The organism is Microbulbifer sp. MI-G, from assembly GCF_030440425.1.
GTDB lineage: Bacteria > Pseudomonadota > Gammaproteobacteria > Pseudomonadales > Cellvibrionaceae > Microbulbifer > Microbulbifer spongiae.
On the sequence record NZ_CP098023.1, the window covers coordinates 753,740 to 771,045 of the forward strand.

Consider the following 17,306-nt stretch of genomic DNA (forward strand, 5'->3'; position numbering starts at 1 on the left):
ACGGCCCTGGAGAGTATAGATAAACAGCGCACTAGCTCTGTGATGCAAGTATCTCTTTGCAGTTCCCTATCAGTTGATCCATCTCCACATCGGTGCCGATGGAGATACGCAGGTAGTCCCGGATACGGGGTTGATCGAAGTAGCGCACCAGGATATCCCGTTTGCGCAGGGCCAGGTAAAGCGCTTCGGCACCAGGCGCCGGGGGCTTGGCCAGGATGAAGTTTGCTCGGGAGGGAATGACCGTAAAACCCAGTGCTTGCAGGGCCCGCTCGCTGCGCTTGCGAGTGGCGATAACCTTGCCGCAGTTGTCAGCGTGCCAGGCCTTGTCGCCAATAGCGGCAGTCGCCACCTGCTGGGCAATGGCATCAATGGGGTAGGGGTTAAAGGAGTTCTTGGCCCGCAGCAGCCCCTGGATCAATGGTTCCTGACCCATGGCGAACCCCAGCCGCAACCCCGCCAGGGCATAGGACTTCGACAGTGTGTGGATCACCAGCAGATTCGGGTAGCGGTTGATCAGTGATATCGCACTCTCTCCGCCAAAATCAATATAGGCTTCGTCGATGATGACAACGCGATTGGGTTGTAGCTGCAGCAGCGCTTCAATGTTCTCAAGAGAAAGATAACACCCGGTGGGGGCATTAGGGTTGGGAATAATCACGCCCCCGGCCCTGCCGGCAAAGTCCCGCACCTCTATCGTGAAGTCCTCCTTGAGGGGCGCAGCGCGGTTGGTGATACCGAAAAGCTGGCAATAAACCGGGTAGAAACTGTAGGTGATATCGGCAAAGAGCAGGGGTTCCGGACGCCGGAAGAAGCTGTAAAAACTCAGTGCCAGCACCTCGTCGGAACCATTACCGACAAAGACCTGAGCCGGTTTCAGCCCATAGCGGTGGGCGATGGCGGTGCGCAGCTGACAGGACTCCGGATCGGGATAGCGGCGCAGGGCATTGGCAAAGTCCCCGCTGGTGAGCAGTGCCAGTGCCCGGGGCGATGGGGGATAGGGGTTTTCGTTGGTATTGAGCTTGATGCAGGTTCCGCTGTCGGGTTGCTCGCCGGGGGTGTAGGGTTCCAGCTGTCCCAAACCAGGGCTCCAAAACGCCCCACTCATGGCCCTACCTCTGTATTGCTGCCTTCACCGCCACTGGAGGCGCTGGCTTTTTCGTTTGACTCGTCTTTCTCGATGGGAATATCGAACAGCGCCGGCGAACTGGCAATAAACTCCTGCATGGGTACCGGTTTGCGCAGCAGCATATTATCGTATTTCAGTTCGGTGGAAATTTCCGGTGCTTCACTGAAGTCATTGAGTTGACTGATACTCTCCACCAGGTTGAGCCCCAGAAAGCCGAGGGGCAGTACCAGTGCGACGGACCAGCGCCAGCCGCGACCGAGGTTGGTCGCCAGGTAACAGGCACACCAGAGCATCGACGGCAGTATGATGATCAATACTGCGAAGTCGAGAGTCTCCATCCAAGTGCCAATGGCGAAATTGTAATTCAGCACACCGCTGAACCACTCCCAAACCGTATAGCTCAGGGCCCCGATCGCGGCGATGGACAGGTGTGCGAAGAAGTGGGTTTCGTGGCGCACTACCCTTCCCACAAAAGCCCAGGCACCCGCGTATACCACCAGCCCGACAATGACGCTCGCGAGGATATTAATGGCGATCGTCCACTCGTAGGTGCGTGCATAGCCCAGGTAGCTGAGCAGCAGCGTGGAAATGGCAACCCCCAAGACGAGCAGTACGGCTGCAACGGGGCGGGACAGGCTTGAAAAGAGATTTTCCAGCGAATGCAGGGGGGTCGCTTCAGGTACCACGTCGTTACAATAAAACAGCCGCAGACGGGATTTGCCACACTGCACCAGATCCCCGGAGGCGATCTGGTGTGACGAGATTGTGCAGGGCTTGACGGACCTGTCGTTGAGGTTACCCAGCAGCTGGCTGCCGTTGGTACTGTTCAGGTCCTGCAGGTAGTAGTGGTCGTCTTCCCCCAGGCGGATTTCCGCGTGGCGGGCATCGGTATGAATATCCTCAAGAATGGCATCGTTACTGTAGGCGCGACCCAGGGTAAACCGGTCCCCGTCCATACGGTAGCGTGCCTGTACCCGATGGGCACGGTTCAGTTCTTCAATAATCAGAGCCATTGGATCTCGCTTGTAAACTTTTCGAAAAAGGCGTCGGCGGATTCCCGGGTGAAGCCGGACAGGGTGAAGTGGCTGACCAATGCACGATTTTTCTGATCCACGCTGAGACTCAGGAAGAAAATATCATACAGATCGGGAAAATCCTTATAGCGTCTTACACAGTAGCTGGTGCGTGTGATCAGCGGTTTGCGCCCGCGTTCCGGTTTTGACACGCGGTCATTGCCATTGCGCGGCTGGGAGGTGAATGCCTGGCGGCAGCGGAAGTTGGTCACGTCCTCTTCCCCGGCACTGTTGCCGGGGTAAAAGGTGCTCATCTGCTGTTCATATTCCGCGTAGAAGCGCGCCGGCAGCAAGTCTTCCGCCTCCAGCCAGAAAAATTCATATTCGACCCTGCCGGTATTGAAGTCGTCGGAGAGAAAGACAACGTCCTGCCCTGTACAGCCTTTGTCAATACGCTTGATGGGGCTGTCATCACTCTCCTGGCTGTTGCCCCAGCACTTGATTGCCGGCACGATTTCCCCGACCACCTTGGCCTCTCCCAGGGCACGGCGCTGCCAGTCCGCCTGCAATATGGAATGGATGATGCGCTTCTGGTTCTCCAGCAGCTGCTGGTAGGTCACCGCTTTGAGGTCCAGTTGGCCTTCACGCTGGTGAAAGTGCTTCAGGAGCGTAGAGAGCTTGTCGACAGGCACCAGAAAACTGACCTGGTTGCCTGCTGTTGCCACATTGATACCCACCACCTGGCCCGCGGTGTTAATGGCGGGTCCGCCACTCATACCGGGATTGATGGAGCCGGCAAAGTGGATGCGGTCGTAAAAACTGCCGCCGGCGATACCGTTATAGGTACCGGGGATGAGCGTCATGCCCAGGTCCAGAGGATTGCCGAGCGACACAATGGTTTCGCCTTTTTTCGGCGCGTCCTCGGCCAGTTGCAGGTATTCCTTACCGGGCTTGTCCTGGCGCAGCAGGGCCAGGTCGTTCACCACGTCGATATCCAGCAATGTCAACGCACCCTTGGTGCCGTCGGTGGAAAGGTATTCCAAGGTGTACTTGTCGGGATCACTGACTGCCTGTGCGACCACGTGATAGTTTGTGGCAACCAGCCCATCGGCAGAGATCTGGAATCCGGAGCCAAGGCCGGATTTGGAGTTGGAGGATTTTTCGATCAGGCGAATCTGGTAGAGGCTGCCGCGATAGTCGCTGTAGAGCTGCTCATAGCCTTGCGCCATCGCCAGTGCAGACAAACAACACAGCATCAAGGCCAACAGGGGTGCGGAAGAGTTCGGCATTTTGTTTGATTAAATTATGGACAGAAACAGGGATGGTACGGGATATGGGGCAGTGCAACAAGCGCGCGCCGCCGTTTGTAAGGCGGCGGTGTGCGCTAAAACTCCCTTTACAGGTAGTCGGCTATTTTCGGTTGTGCCTGCACCACTTTCCGGTGTGACTCCAGATAGAAACGAGTGAAGAGTGCGTCGGCTTCCTCCGGCGCCATAAAGCCCCCACTGAACCCCGGAGCTACCGGATCCAGGTGCAGCCGTGCGCAACTGATTACATGGGCCGCCATTTGGGCCATATTTTCATCCCCCACGGAAATCCGGATAGTAGTGGGGAAAATACCCGCTGCTTCCATCGCCTCGGGGGATAGTTCCGAGTGGGAGGTCAGCGCGGGGCAGAGCACCATGGTATTGGTCTGACCCAGGCTCACCATCTGCCCGAAAGCGGGTTCCAGGGCATCAAAGAAACTTTTGAATGCCTCTGTGGGCAGCTCCGCGGCTTCCATATCGATACTGAACAGCGGTGTCGGCAGCTGGTAGCGCATCAGCTGCTCACGCATTTTGGCGTTTGGATGGCTTTCAAGCGCGTGGCTGTTTACCCGGATTTTCGCGTGGCTGGCAAAGAAGTGGCTGAGGCTTTGGGTATTGATGCATTTGGTGAGCATGCGCATTTCCAGGGTACGCATGCCACAGTGTACTTCCCAGGCTTTGTCCGCATCCAGAAAGGCGCCTTTGATGTAATAGACATCCCAGAACATGCACTGGTCCCAGTTGAGTCCCTTGGCACTGTCTCCCTTGGGGATAAACATGCGGTGGTTTTCCCCAATCACAACACCTGCGGTGGCGGCACCGGTACCGCCAATATCCTTAGTGTAGGAGTGCACGACAAAATCCGGGCGCTCTGCGCGGTTTTCACGGCGCAGTGGCTGGTACAGGAAGGGTGTGGCTAGGGTGGCATCCAGGCTCACCAGGATATTCTCTTGGTGCGCCGCTCTACAGATGCCAGGAACATCCAGCATGATACCGTGGGGATTACAGGGCGATTCGATATAGACATGAATCCCGGCCCCCTCGTGTAATTTTTCAGTGTAGTTGCGTTGGGTTTCCTGCAGCAGCGCGCCGAAGTCCTCGCCACTGGTGCCATCAAACCAGACAAGTTCAATTGCAAACTTGTCTTTGCGGGCATAAAAATCCTGCAGCAACTGGTGTACACCACCGTAGATATTCCTGGAGACAATCAGAATATCCCCGCGGCGCAACTGGTTTGCAAGCAGTGCATCGATAGCTGCCATGCCGGAATTGAAATTCCAGGCCATGTATGCGTTCGCCTCCGGGCCGCATTCCAGATCTACAATGGCATTGGCCAGGGAGATTGACGTGGGGTTGAGGAGGCGGGAGTAGATATCGTGACTGGGCTCGCGGCCGCGGAAGGCGTCATCCACCCATTCGGTACAGGCGTAAATATAGGTGGCGGTGCGGGCAATCACCGGCGTTGCGGAGAAAATCGCCGGGATATTATCGAACAGGGGGTAGCCGCCGCGGGTGGTGATATTGAAGTCGTCCCCTTGCAGGCTCTGGAAACTCGCGCGCAGCGGGTTTTGCAGGGTATCCAGCAGCTTTGCCAGTTGGAAGCTCATAAAGCGCTTGGCATTAAAGTAGGCGATTTTGTCGGATCGATCCAGGCGCTTCAGGGTATCAGTGACCTGGTTCCACAACTGGGCCAGATTGCCTTGGGCACGGTACAGAAGTGCCGCGGTTTGCTCCAGTACCCGACCGTGCTCCGACTCTACATCAATACAGAAGTGCTGCAATTGCTCCCGCGCCAGTGCCTCGATACTGCTGGCCTCCGTACTGTTGCGCAGGGGAGAGAGAACTTTTACATCTTCAAGGTTAGCTTCCATCGTATCCTCATTGGTTGAAGCTTATTGTTATACCTTGACTCTAACAGCCTACAGCGGCGGTTAGAACACCTGGTAAGTAATTTTGTGTAATTGGATGTGATAGACCTGTAATGGGTCCGTTTGTATAGTGACGCTTGCTGAAAGGGCAAGGCTAGCTGGACTGTATCGCCGGGGTGTGGCCAGTCTCAGTGCAGGAAACAGGTTTGATTGCCGTGCGCTCGTGAACCGTGTGGGCAGACTGTGGGTTCAGCGCAAGCTGAACGATCAGACTGGACCCGATAGATACAGAATGTTGATCGGGGTTTCCGGATGGGCTTGTCCGGGCAGGGATGTCAAATTGTGCTCTTGATAGTGTTGTTGTAACCGTCGATGGCTGGGGCCATCCTTCCGGGCCGGCAATATCAGTACTGCCGGCTTTTTTTTTAATTCGAATAGATTAAGATAGCGGGGTCACAGACGTATTTTACCGGATAGTTCGTGTCCAGGTAGTGACACCAGATAACAAATTGTAGCAAAGGGGATACACAATGGTCGCTTGTGCCGACTTGCCCGCACTGGAGTGCGAAGTACCAAAAGAGGGTCTGAAGCTGGATTTGGTCTTGAGACCCAGAGAGCCTGTAGGCGGTGAACTCCAGTACTGGCCGCTGTTTAATGCCGACAATCCGGAAGAACACTTTGGCAATATGCGCTTTAAAATCCACAAGGGCGGTGTGGTTACCCTGAAAATTACTCTGGATCTGTCTGAGGTGCCGTGTCGCGAATTGGAATTTGCCCGCTGCCCTTACCACAAACTGGACGGTATTATTGCCCTAAGCCCCGACTTCCGTCATCAGTTCCGTGCCCGTGCGAAGGCGGTGGATGGGGAGTACACAAAACTGGTGATTAAGATCAGGGATAAGAAGCATATCCCGGATAATTTTTCCTTTCTGTGGAAATGTGTGGACCCGGAAACGGGAATGCATTTTGTTTCCGGGGATCCGCAAGCACATATTGATCCATGGGGGGGGATCTAAGTACCCCTATAAATCGAGCGATTGACTGTGTCGAAGATCGGTGCGCACTCTCTGGCACACCAGTGGTTTGGCACTGTGCCCAACCTGGGTAGGATCTCGCGGATCATGGGCGACATTGGCCTCAGAGCAAGCCAAGCCGAACGATGGTGCAGGATCGGCAGGTTTGAGTTGGGTGTCAAGTCGCCACTAATGACATCTTGCGACGTGGAAGAAATGACAAGCTGAATTAAGACTGGTAGCTATTTGGACACGGCGGAACTTTTAATCGATTTTTTTTGAACATTTGTAATGATAAGACTTTCCGCCGTTTAAAATCTGAATTAGTTAAAATTCAGGCTAAAGTGGCTCCTCAATGTGAGCTTGAGGCCCAGCTTGAATATCAGTTTCAGTATACATGTTGTATCTCCTTTTTATAGGGTTTGTTGAATCTATAACTATACAATACAAAGCGACCAGGACAACAATTTATAAATACCAGAAATTTCCCTTAAGGTCTAGTGCATTTTCAATCTTGTACTATCTGCTAGTGTTAGAATGGTTTTGTGATCATTTTTTAATCGGCTAGGGGCGAAAGGCAGAAATAAAATAGCGTGTAGAATGTTGGGATACAACGAAATTGGTGAGAAATAGTAACTCGCGGGTACTGGAAATTAGCGACACACTGTATTGAGAACAGCTTGAGAGGTTTGCGGTTGTGCGCAGATAAGTTGAAAAGCAGGCAGGTTAAACCATTCCGGGCTCATGCCCTGGGATAATAGCTGCTCCAGATAGTAATTTGCTGACTGCCATTCTCCGGCGAGGGCATACACCTGTACGGCAGTATATTTTGTATAGGTATTTTCTGGAGCCTCCCTAAGTAACTTCATGGCTAGTGCTACCGAGCTTGCAGTGTTTCCAAGGTAAGCTAGAGCTAACGCTCGATGCTGCCAGTTAATGAGAGGAGAGTTTTCATTGGTGAGCAGAATGACTTGATTAAAGTATTCGTTGGCCTTGGCTTTATTTCCTTGCATCAAATAGACTTCCGCCATATGAAAGATTATTGCTATATTATTTGGAGAGTTCTGCAAAACCTCCTGGTAAACACTGAGTGCTTGCGAATATTTGCCCTGTAAAAAAAAGACTGTTCCCAGGTTACTTTTGGTACGCCAGGTGCGAACGCTTTTAGGGATTGTGGTAATGGCTTGTTCGGCAAATGTTATGTTTCCGAGTTCTAGCTCAATGGCTCCCAGAGCCGAGAGGGCTGGCCAGTATTCAGGCCATTGTTTATTTAGCTTTTGTAAAGTGCTTCTGGCGAAGTCATAGTCTGCAGTTGCCATCTGGTTGATGGCCACCAGATAAGTGTTGTGGGGTGTAGGGTGTAGGCTTGTAGCCTGTTTTGCATAGGCAAGCCCTTCCGAGTAATTACCCTGTACAAATTGAAAGCGAGCAAAGTCGGCCAGTATAAGTGCGGAAGGGTAGCCACTGGACTGTAGTTTGCTCAATATGGATTCAAAGCCTTTTCGGTCCGCTCCAAGAGACTTGATTCTTAGTTTGGCTTCCAGTAGCACGAATTTATCAATGCCCGAGCCCTCTGCACTAGAGAGTATACCTAGAGTCGATGTGAGAACCTTTGAGTTGTTAGTGGCATTATAAATACCAGCTGCGACCTCTGCATAGGTTCTGTAGGTGTTGGTGTTTCTTGGGTATTTTGCAATTAATTCTTCTAAAAGATCCAAATCACTCTCTTGAAGTTTATCATTTTGGCTTAATCTGGATAATAATTCTAAATACTGGTTGTAGTCTACCGAGTCCATTTTTATTTCGGTGGTTGGCTTTTTGCGATAATCCTCTGGAAAGAGCGCTGTCGTATTATTGGTAATGGTATGCTGAGCTTTTTGAGCTTGACCTGAGTCTGTGAGAACAGTAAAGCTTGTCTGTTTTAGAATTTGATGATTGTTAACCTTTATTCTTTGTAGCTCGATATTGCAACGAAGTTCTATACAATTTAATCGAGCTAGAAGTGCGTCAGTAATTCCTCTACTATTTAGTTTCTGAAGCTGTTCTTCAATGGTGGTATTTGTATTTGGCGTATGGCTTACAAGCGCGCTGGATTTTAACTGCGCGGTTGCATTTGTGAGGGCTTGGCGTACCATTGCTGTAAATAGAGGCTTTGGGTTTTTTTCTCCTCGTATTGATATCTCACCGTTTAGTTGTACGGGTAAAATTGCAATGTATTGGGGCGGTAACTGCATAAAAATTTGCCAAGCCCCAAATACTCCCGCACCCAGGAAGCTGCTTATTATGGTGATAAGCGCAGCAATATGCCTGCGCTTTTTACGGGGCTTGGTTAGCAGCTGGGTAACGGTTTCCGAGTATTGCTGGGTATTGCCAGTGATACCGTGCCTACCTACTAGCTCCAGTGCCTCATAGACCTGCTGAGCGGAATCCGGGCGCTGCTCGGGGCGTTTGGCCAGCAGACGGTCGAGCAGGGCGGCCAGTGGCTTTGGAATTTCGGACCAGGCTTGCTGGGGGGAAATATGTGGTTTACTGGTGATCTGCTGGGCAAAAGCCAGCGCACACAGCTCTCCGCGCTCAAACGGCTTTTTGCCGCAGAGCAATTCATAGGCAATGGTGCCCAGGCTGAATAGGTCGCTGCGGGCATCCATGGGAGCCCCTTTCAACTGCTCCGGGGACATGGCCTGCACGCTGCCTGCAATATGATCTTCGCGGGTCAGTTGCTGGTCGCAATCCAGGGCCTTGGCAATGCCAAAGTCGGTTATTTTGGCGATACCATCATGGGTGACAAGGATATTTTCTGGTTTGAGGTCTCGGTGAATAATACCCAGGGAGTGGGCCTTGTCCAGACCCTTGCAGATTTGCATCAGCAGATCCAGTTTCTCCCCGAGAGAGGCTCTGTGCTCGCGCATCCACTCCCTGAGTGTAACGCCCTCCACCAGTTCCATCACCAGGGCAGTACGGGTGCCATCCTCCAGTACATCGTACAGTCGCACAATATTGGGGTGGTTGAGCCTTGCGAGAAGCTGTGCTTCGCGACGAAAACGGGCCTCTGCGGAGTCGCCCTTCAGGTCTGAGCGTAGTTGTTTAATGGCTACCTTGCGCCCAAGCTTGATATCTTTCGCCAGGTAGATGACACCCATCCCACCGGCGCCCAGGGTGCCCTCTACACTGTAGCGGCCTTGATATACCTCTGTTTTCTCCAGCGCGGCTACGTCCATTGTACTTTGATCTTTCTGGGTAGACGGGGGATTTTACCCGATGACACGGGTTCGTGAAGACATATCTCTTTAATCAAAGTGGCATGGTTCACGTTATCTTATTGCTTTTGGGTAGTTGGTAATTCTATGGGGAGAACATAACATAGGTGAGTTGGTACGCAAATCATGAAAATTGATGTGGGTGACAATGCTTTCACAGCTGCTACTGATAAAAAGTGATTGAAGTTGGCTACAATTCATGGGCTGGACTAGTCAAATGAAAGCGAGCATATAGTTTGCGATACGCTGACTACTTCTTTTCAGCAGCACAGACATCAGTATAAAATTTGACCAGCTGTAATCAAAACCGAGCCAAGTAAGCCGTGATCTTTTGGGTTGGGAAGCTTTTCCTCAGCTTGAATCCTCCGGTGAAGGTAAACAGTCGCTGTTGTGAGATTTTGCATTTCTCATTCAAGCCGTAATCTTCTCCCCTTGTTGGTAAGGCTTCATCAGGTTCACAACCGGTTTTCCTTTCTGCCTAAGACCTTTTGTTGACTTTTCTGTAATTTATACAATTGGAATTGGCCATTAATCGATTGAGTACCACTTTCCTTGTGGTACTCGGGTTCGTGACCTGGTTTACTCCTCCTCAGAGTCAGTCCTGGCCTCCAGTTGGGTACTTTTGTGGATCTCAAACTGGTGGCAGCCTAAACGAATTTCCCATGATCGACGCTCTACAAGGTTTGAGATGTCTACCGCATCCGGCAGCGACTCGGAAATCTGTTTGCGGGCCCGGAAAATCTGCGTGTTCAGGTGGTTGACCGTGATGCCCAATTCGTGCGTAGCAACCTGAATGGAAACCCAGCCCTGGGAATCCTGGTCCATACCGTCTTGCATATCCTTAAAGCGCGCTCGCGCCAGATAGAGTAGCAGGTAGTTGTGAATGCGTGCCGGAAGAGGCTGTGTCAACTCTTCCTGTTGTAACTGCAGTTGTACATGTTCTTCATGGGCGCTGACCGAGAAGCGCAGGTGAAAATCGGTAATGCTCAGCTGCTGCAAAGCCAATTCTTTGGTGGCCCCCTGGTTGTCGGCCAGAAACAGCTGCCAACTGCACAAACCGCAGTCAATGCGGTCACCGTGGCCAACCAGGGATCTGTTGCCGCCCTCGACTGAGTTGCCGGTGAACTCATATTGCCACTGCCCGGCAATGGGATTGAAATGCAGGCTTGCCAGAGGTTCGCTTTCATTCGGCAACAAATGGTAATGTTCCAGCAATTGGGCTTCCCCGGTTCGGAGATCAATCAGTAGATTCTCAGGTGCGTCGAGGTTCTCGACAACCCAGATGGGATTGTTTGCCCGGCCAAAACAGATTTTATCACCGTGTTGCAGGGAGTAATTCTTGGCGGGAACCAATTGTTGATCGTTGAGCCAGGTTCCATTGCGACTGAGGTCGCGAATATTCCAATGGGTACCGGTCCACTGGATGGCTGCGTGGATACCGGAAATCTCGGCGGTGGTTATACGGGTATCCACGGCGCCCTGGCGGCGACCGATTGTATGGTGCGCTACAAGATAAACCGGTTGATCTCTTTCTGGATGTTGCAGGTAAGCCATTTCTTGTGTCCTGTTACCGGAGCCTCCTTGCGGGTAAGACTGTTATTACTTCAAAGCCAGGCGCGGGCTTAATCACATAGGGTAAGACAAATCCTGGGATTATTGGGGCCATTGTCGCGCTGAGCACTTGCTCAAAATTGTTATGAGTGAGCATTCGCTTACAAGGTGTGTAAGTTGCTCAGTGTTATTTTGTCATTTATACCTATCTGAAGGGTGATTGCAATGTTTGCGATTACTATCCCGCATTCGAGTTGGCCTTCTGCGACATTTCCCGGCGCTTTCCTTGAAAAACTGGCAAACTTGCTCAGAATCTTTGGTTATTCATTGATGCCCGCTAGCCCCGGGGTTGTGTGGAGCTAAGTTTGGGTTTCTGCTTAGAATATCCACACTTGGCTACTTCGACAGGAGCTAATTAGATTTCTGGGTATCAAGCCATGACCGCGGCGGCAGTATGCGCCTTGCCGGATAGGTTTTGCGGGAACTCAAATTAAGGGCCCAGCCAGGTATGGCCAAAGGCCCTTTATAGGTCGGAGTGGAACCTCTGAGCCTAGATTCTGATTCCCTCGATATCCAGAATCATCTCCACTGTCTGCGATGCAGGACCCAGGTTGTAATCAATACCGAAGTCTTTCAGCTCAAACTCTGTGGTCCCGCTAAAGCCCTGGCGGTAGCCTCCCCATGGGTCCTTGCCCCCGCCAATGTTGGTTACCTGAATGGTTATTGGCTTGGTGATACCATGCAGGGTCAATTCGCCATTCAGGCGTGCCTTGCCATTTTCCAGGGGTTCAAAACTGGTGCTTTTGAAAGTGGCGGTTGGGAATTTGGCCGTATTGAGGAAATCTGCTCCGCGAAGGTGTTTGTCCCGTTCGGCGTGGTTGCTGTTCAGGCTGGTCACATCGATATTGACATTGACCGATGACGCCTCGGGCTTTTTGTCATCGTAGAAGAAAGAACCGTTAAAGTCGTCAAAGCGGCCATAGAGCCAACTGTAACCCAGGTGTTTGATGCGAAATTGAACAAAAGCGTGAGCGCCTTTGGTATCAATTTGGTACTCCGCAGCCTGTGCCGTGGCACCCAACAACAGCATTGCTAAGACAAGTGCGATGGGCTTTTTCATAGTGTAGTTTCCTTTGTTGTACTTGTGAGTGTCGTTTGCTTTTGAACACGATTACTGCTTGAAGAGTGATTTGTCGGGGTGCCCAGCATTTTAAGCAGGGTTGTATCCCGGTTGATAAAGTGGTGCTTCAAAGCGGCCAGGGCATGTACTGCGATCAGAGCCATCAGGCTCCAGGCGAGTATTTCATGCACGCGGCCGGCAATATCCTCCTGGTTTGGGATGCCCTGGATAGTGGACGGTAGGCTGAACCAGCCAAACACTTCAATTGCTCGCCCATCTGCGGTAGAGATCAGGTATCCCGATAACATGATGATCAATAATATCAAATAGATAAAGCCATGGGTGAGCCTGGCAGCCAGGGTTTGCCACGGTGGGGTAGTGGGCAGAGTTTGTGGGGAAGGATTAAAAGTGCGCCATAGCAATCGAAATACGAGCAGGAACAGCATCAGTATGCCAATACTTTTATGGATGTCTGGTGCCTTCTGATACCAGGGATCGTAGTAGGATAATTGGCGCATCCACCATCCGAGCGCAAAAAGACCGATAATGCCTGGTGCCATCAGCCAGTGTAATGTGATGGCGATACAGCCGTAGTGAGTCTGGTGATTCCTGAAGCGCACGTTCTACCTCCAGAAGGCTTTGGTTTCTGTGTTTTGAGATCGAAGCTAGGGTATCGCCTTTATGGTCTGTGACCAATGCAGGCCTGCGACTGTGGGAGCGAGAAAGAACAGGATCAATAGTAAGTAATCACTTACTTATCGGTGAAATTTTGATTAATGAGCGCGGGGTTGAGCATGTTGGCGTTCAGCAGCGAGAAGTACTTGTTCACAGTCATTGCGATCCAGTGATGGGGAATCATTGGCAAGCTGTTCTGCCAGCCAACTGACAGAGTGGTGCTTCCCATTCAGGGCCAACTGCTCCAACTGCCAGATCACATCGAGTAATAACTGGCGTTCCAAACTGCTGTCTGTTTCCTGGGGGGAGAACAGGCGAGGCTCAAGCTGCTCAAGATCACTGCGCTTCAATACCAGCTCCGCCAGGCTCGGATACCAGCGGCTGCTATAGGGCTCAGGGCGCTGGTTATAGTCAAAGGTAATGCGCAGTCGATTGCCCTCGGCGTCCTCCAGCAGGGGGGTATCCTGCTCGTAGGCGGGCAGAGCCGGGTTATGGCGCAGAATCCCAACAATGGCATGCCAGTCGCTGCGATTATCAGTGCAGAGCCGCAGGGGCTCTACCAGCTCCTGGATTCCAAAACGGTCCTGAAAGGTCAATTTCTGCCCGGGGCGGTACCAGTAGAGGTCGAGGAGTTGCTCCTCGGCAAGATCTGCGAGATGGGCGCTGGTGAGTGGTTCTTCCGCCAGGGCGCTCAAGTGACTGATGGCCTGCTGGACACTCAGCCACTGTTTGCGATGGAAATGTTTGCCTGTAGTAGTTCCCATGCGCGACTCCTGGCGTGGTATCGCAATCTCCGAAAGCTGGACCCGGCAGGCTTTAACCACCGAGCCCGGGTTTGTGGTGCCAATGCCATGATTTTCCGTATAGGGTTGGGTAGTGCAAATTATGCCGTAACCTCCAGCTCAGGCACATCTGCCGAACTAAAACGGATAGCGTGTCCGCACTTGTTGTCACTGAACAGTTTAGCAGCCAAAAAAAACCGTTTGCCTGGAAACCTTTGGTATCGGGATGGCACATAAGTTCAATGGTGTCTGAAGTGAAAAAGAGCTTTATGGGATTGGCAGAAAAGGTACAATGACGCTTTTTACTTTCTCGGGATATGGGGCCCAAACTCCCTTTTCGACTTGTTTACAGCCGGTATTTTATCTGTTCCACCTCTCTGAAGTCTTCTTCGAGAGGTCGGAGTAAATCAGACTAAATGGTCAAAAAACATCAAGTCGCCATTGTTGGGCCGGATAGCAGAATTACGACCGTGCCATGGTGTTTGCTCGTGGACGGCAGAAAAGTGAGTAAAGTTCCACATTGCGATAGCGGCCATTCTTGGCATGTGTGTATCACTGTGGGAGCAACTCCGGCTGAATTTTAAAATGGACAAAGCGACGGGGTAGAGACCGGATGTCTCATTATGACCAGCAAGAGCCGGAACCGGGTAAGCGAGTCCTGCACCGGCGGGTATTGCACGGTTATCAGAGGCTGAGTAATCACCTACTAAAGGCTGGCCACTTGCCTCTGCTATAGAAAAAAACTTTATGCTCTGTTAAGACAACATAGAAGTGCAAAATGTTAAATTTTTTCCACTCCTCAGTGATTTTGGTTTTGGCCTCGAGCCTGTTGGCAGTTGTGACTATTATCTGTTTCTTGCCAATTTTATTTTTTGTGGTGCTTCGATTGCTCCTCCCCTTTTCTGGTTTGCGCAAGTTCTTTTCCTCCATATTTATGGGAATTGCGGGTGTATGGATTACTCTGAACAAAGGATGGATGAAACTAACCCAGAAAATGCACTGGGATGTACAGGGAGCGGAAAATCTTGATAAAAACGGTTGGTATCTGGTCACCTCCAATCATCAGAGCTGGGCTGACATCTTTGTGCTGCAATCAGTTTTCAACCGCAAAATCCCTTTTCTAAAATTCTTTATCAAGCAGGAACTGATTAAGGTCCCAGTGATGGGAATATGCTGGTGGGCACTGGATTTTCCCTTTATGAAACGCTACAGCAAGACGTTTCTGGAGAAGCATCCGGAAATGCGTGGTAAGGACCTGGAAGTCACCCGGAAAGCCTGTGAGCACTTCAAGCTTATTCCAACCAGCATTATGAACTTTTTGGAAGGAACGCGTTTTACCCGTGAAAAACATGATAGGCAGGGTTCGCCATTCAAATATCTGCTAAAACCCAAGTCTGGCGGTATTGCCTTTGCCATGCAAAGTATGGGTAAACAACTCAGTCAATTACTGAATATCACCATTGTGTATCCCGATGGGATTCCTTCATTTGTGGATTTTCTTGCCGGTAAGATGAAGCGGGTGATTGTCCGTGTGGAGCATATTCAAATTCCGCAGAAGTTTGTCATTTCAGATTATGCCAATGACCAGGTGTTTCGCGCTGAATTTAACCGTTGGGTGAATGAACTGTGGACGCAAAAGGATTCTCTGGTTGAAAGGTTGCTTGCAAATACTGCCAGAGCATAGACTTTTTGAAATGAATAAAGCTGATGAAACCTGCTGTTCTTTCCGGTGACCACTCCATCCCAAAAACACGCAGTCTCTTCGAGCTATAACCAGATGGGCAGCTGCGCGCGTATCTTTTCTGGCTGAAAATCCACTAGATTTTTGCCTGTCTCGCCGGCGACAGTCGCACGGGTTGGTATTTTGAGAGCATTGCGTAAACTGCCAACCATGTAGGGCTCTGCTACAATGTACAATTTTTCATAGCGGCCTTCCTGCCTGCCCCGCTCTAGTTTTTTGGCAATCTGTTTAGCGAATTTATCTCCGCTGCGGCGGTGTATTTCAGAGAAGTTGCCCAACGCGTGGCGGCCTTGACCGTGGCTGTCAAAACTGCGCCCCGGGGCATCACTCTCCTGCTCGCGCCCTGGTAATCGGGATTCCGGATGAAAAAGATCTTCGATTTCCCGGAGTTGCCCTGCGCGCTTCTGGGCCTCGAAAATTCTGGCTTGGGACTGGTTGGCCACCAGGATCCATGCTAGTGCCATAACGATTCCCCCCACTGTTTCTACACCTTTATGCTAGTTAAATACTACGCCAACAGCGAAAGAGTATTGGCCAGCCGACCAGTGTACTGTTCGATGAGAAATAAAAAGTAATTAAAAAGCAATTTTTAATGCTGTTTGTGATGGTTACAGCGGGCGTTCCTCTCTCCCGAGTGCTGTTGGATTTTCTAGAATGAACTAAAGATGCGAGAGACACAGGCTTGGACTCACACGTCACGCCCGTGTCTCTTGCTGTATGGTGGAAGTAAAGAGGTTGTAATTATGAGCCTGATACCGAGAGGGTCCCTGCTGGATCTGGACAATATGTTTGAGCAAATGCTCTTTCCTGCACGCGCCATTGGCAGTGAGCGGGAGGGGTTTTTTTCGCCCCGTATTGATGTGAGTGAACGGAAAAATATGTATGAAATCAGTGCCGAGCTGCCCGGAGTTGGCAAGGACGATATCAGTGTGACCCTGGAAAATGGGGTTTTGACTCTGGAAGCGGAAGTGCATCGGGAAGTGAAGGAAAAGCAGGACGGGCAGATACTACGCCAGGAGCGCCGTTACGGTAAATTCCTGCGCAGCTTTAACCTGGGTGAGGAAGTGCGCGAGAATGAGATAGATGCGAACTTTAAGGATGGTATTCTGACCCTGAAAGTCCCGAAACACGAAGGGCAGCCTCCGCAGAGAAAGCGTATCGAAGTACATTGATTCAATACACCACAAAGGTGGCGGGAGCAGCCCGTCACCTGGAAACCCGATTCCTCGGGGTAGGCGGAGGTCGATGATGAAAGTGAAACAGGCAATGCATCAGGGAGTCACCTGGTGTAGTCCGGATACGCCACTGGAGGAGGTGGCGACAATCCTGCGCGATGAAGATATTGGCGCTGTACCTATCGGTGAAAATGACAGGCTGATTGGTATGGTAACCGACCGTGACATTGTATGCCGTGGTGTGGTGCAAGGGGAAACTTGCTCAGCACTGAGTGCACGCGATGTCATGACTGAGGGTATCGAGTGGTGCTGGGAGGAGGATGACCTGCTCTCTGCTGTGCACAAGATGGAGCAGCAACTACTGCGACGAATGCCAGTGCTCAATAGCGAGAAGCGCATGGTTGGCATTTTGAGCCTAGGTGACATCACAGCTGCAATTGCTGCCAAGCAAGGTGGTCATTTTGCTTCGGCGGTGTCGGCGCATCACTGAAGGGAGTTCTTGGGTCCCTTTCTTCAATATCCCATAGGCCCCAAAATTTATCTTTCCGGACAGGATCGATATTGGGGCTCTTTCCCCGCGGCAGAGTAATCCCCACCTTTTAGATGCTGTGGGCGTCTTCTTTTCCTTCACAATCCCTATTGATACGCCGCGTTGACCCAAAAGCAGGGTGGCTTCCT

Annotated in this window: 14 protein-coding genes; 4 read left to right on the forward strand and 10 right to left on the reverse strand. The window is 51.3% G+C overall.

Going from position 1 to position 17,306, the window contains the following annotated elements; translation table 11 throughout:
• Positions 1–31: 31 nt before the first annotated feature.
• The 4 genes from hisC to M8T91_RS02965 all read right to left on the reverse strand — a co-directional run bounded on the left by hisC (position 32) and on the right by M8T91_RS02965 (position 5,317).
• Entirely contained in the window at positions 32–1,105 is a 1,074-nt protein-coding gene (gene hisC / locus M8T91_RS02950; protein ID WP_301416662.1) for a histidinol-phosphate transaminase, read from the reverse strand.
• Positions 1,102–2,139 (reverse strand): FHA domain-containing protein, encoded by a 1,038-nt coding sequence (locus M8T91_RS02955; protein ID WP_301416664.1) that lies wholly within the window; start codon positions 2,137–2,139, stop codon positions 1,102–1,104. Before M8T91_RS02955 ends, hisC begins: the two co-directional genes overlap by 4 nt.
• Complete coding sequence (locus tag M8T91_RS02960) at positions 2,130–3,428, reverse strand: S1C family serine protease (RefSeq protein ID WP_301416667.1); 1,299 nt, start codon at positions 3,426–3,428, stop codon at positions 2,130–2,132. Before M8T91_RS02960 ends, M8T91_RS02955 begins: the two co-directional genes overlap by 10 nt.
• A 107-nt stretch (positions 3,429–3,535) precedes the next feature.
• Positions 3,536–5,317 carry a trans-sulfuration enzyme family protein gene (locus M8T91_RS02965; RefSeq protein WP_301416669.1) on the reverse strand — a complete coding sequence of 594 codons (1,782 nt, stop codon included), beginning with the start codon at positions 5,315–5,317 and terminating at the stop codon, positions 3,536–3,538.
• Positions 5,318–5,844: 527 nt separating this feature from the next.
• Here M8T91_RS02965 and M8T91_RS02970 point away from each other — a divergent pair.
• Entirely contained in the window at positions 5,845–6,330 is a 486-nt protein-coding gene (locus tag M8T91_RS02970; protein ID WP_301416671.1) for a hypothetical protein, read from the forward strand.
• A gap of 650 nt (positions 6,331–6,980) precedes the next feature.
• Here the strand turns inward: M8T91_RS02970 and M8T91_RS02975 are convergent.
• From M8T91_RS02975 to M8T91_RS02995, 5 genes are all read right to left on the reverse strand, one after another.
• Positions 6,981–9,545, reverse strand: a complete 2,565-nt coding sequence (locus M8T91_RS02975) for a serine/threonine-protein kinase (protein WP_301416673.1) — start codon at positions 9,543–9,545, stop codon at positions 6,981–6,983.
• A gap of 618 nt (positions 9,546–10,163) precedes the next feature.
• A complete protein-coding gene (locus M8T91_RS02980; protein WP_301416675.1) occupies positions 10,164–11,138 on the reverse strand; it encodes an FHA domain-containing protein in 975 nt (324 codons plus the stop codon).
• Positions 11,139–11,685: 547 nt separating this feature from the next.
• On the reverse strand, positions 11,686–12,255 hold the full coding sequence (locus M8T91_RS02985) for a YceI family protein (RefSeq protein WP_301416677.1): 570 nt from the start codon (positions 12,253–12,255) through the stop codon (positions 11,686–11,688).
• Positions 12,252–12,875, reverse strand: a complete 624-nt coding sequence (locus M8T91_RS02990; protein ID WP_301416679.1) for a cytochrome b — start codon at positions 12,873–12,875, stop codon at positions 12,252–12,254. Before M8T91_RS02990 ends, M8T91_RS02985 begins: the two co-directional genes overlap by 4 nt.
• 153 nt (positions 12,876–13,028) lie before the next feature.
• Entirely contained in the window at positions 13,029–13,694 is a 666-nt protein-coding gene (locus tag M8T91_RS02995; protein ID WP_301416681.1) for a hypothetical protein, read from the reverse strand.
• A 796-nt stretch (positions 13,695–14,490) separates the two neighbouring features.
• Here M8T91_RS02995 and yihG point away from each other — a divergent pair.
• Positions 14,491–15,396 (forward strand): 1-acylglycerol-3-phosphate O-acyltransferase, YihG family, encoded by a 906-nt coding sequence (gene yihG / locus M8T91_RS03000; protein WP_301416683.1) that lies wholly within the window; start codon positions 14,491–14,493, stop codon positions 15,394–15,396.
• 83 nt (positions 15,397–15,479) lie between these two features.
• Here yihG and M8T91_RS03005 read toward each other — a convergent pair whose 3' ends face one another.
• The gene (locus M8T91_RS03005) at positions 15,480–15,917 is read right to left on the reverse strand and encodes a host attachment protein (RefSeq protein ID WP_301416685.1); all 438 of its coding nucleotides are present in this window, start codon (positions 15,915–15,917) and stop codon (positions 15,480–15,482) included.
• Positions 15,918–16,196: 279 nt separating this feature from the next.
• On the opposite strand from M8T91_RS03005, the gene M8T91_RS03010 reads away from it, so the two are divergent.
• Complete coding sequence (locus tag M8T91_RS03010) at positions 16,197–16,625, forward strand: Hsp20/alpha crystallin family protein (RefSeq protein ID WP_301416687.1); 429 nt, start codon at positions 16,197–16,199, stop codon at positions 16,623–16,625.
• Positions 16,626–16,698: 73 nt separating this feature from the next.
• Complete coding sequence (locus tag M8T91_RS03015) at positions 16,699–17,118, forward strand: CBS domain-containing protein (RefSeq protein ID WP_301416689.1); 420 nt, start codon at positions 16,699–16,701, stop codon at positions 17,116–17,118.
• The last annotated feature ends 188 nt before the right edge of the window (positions 17,119–17,306 follow it).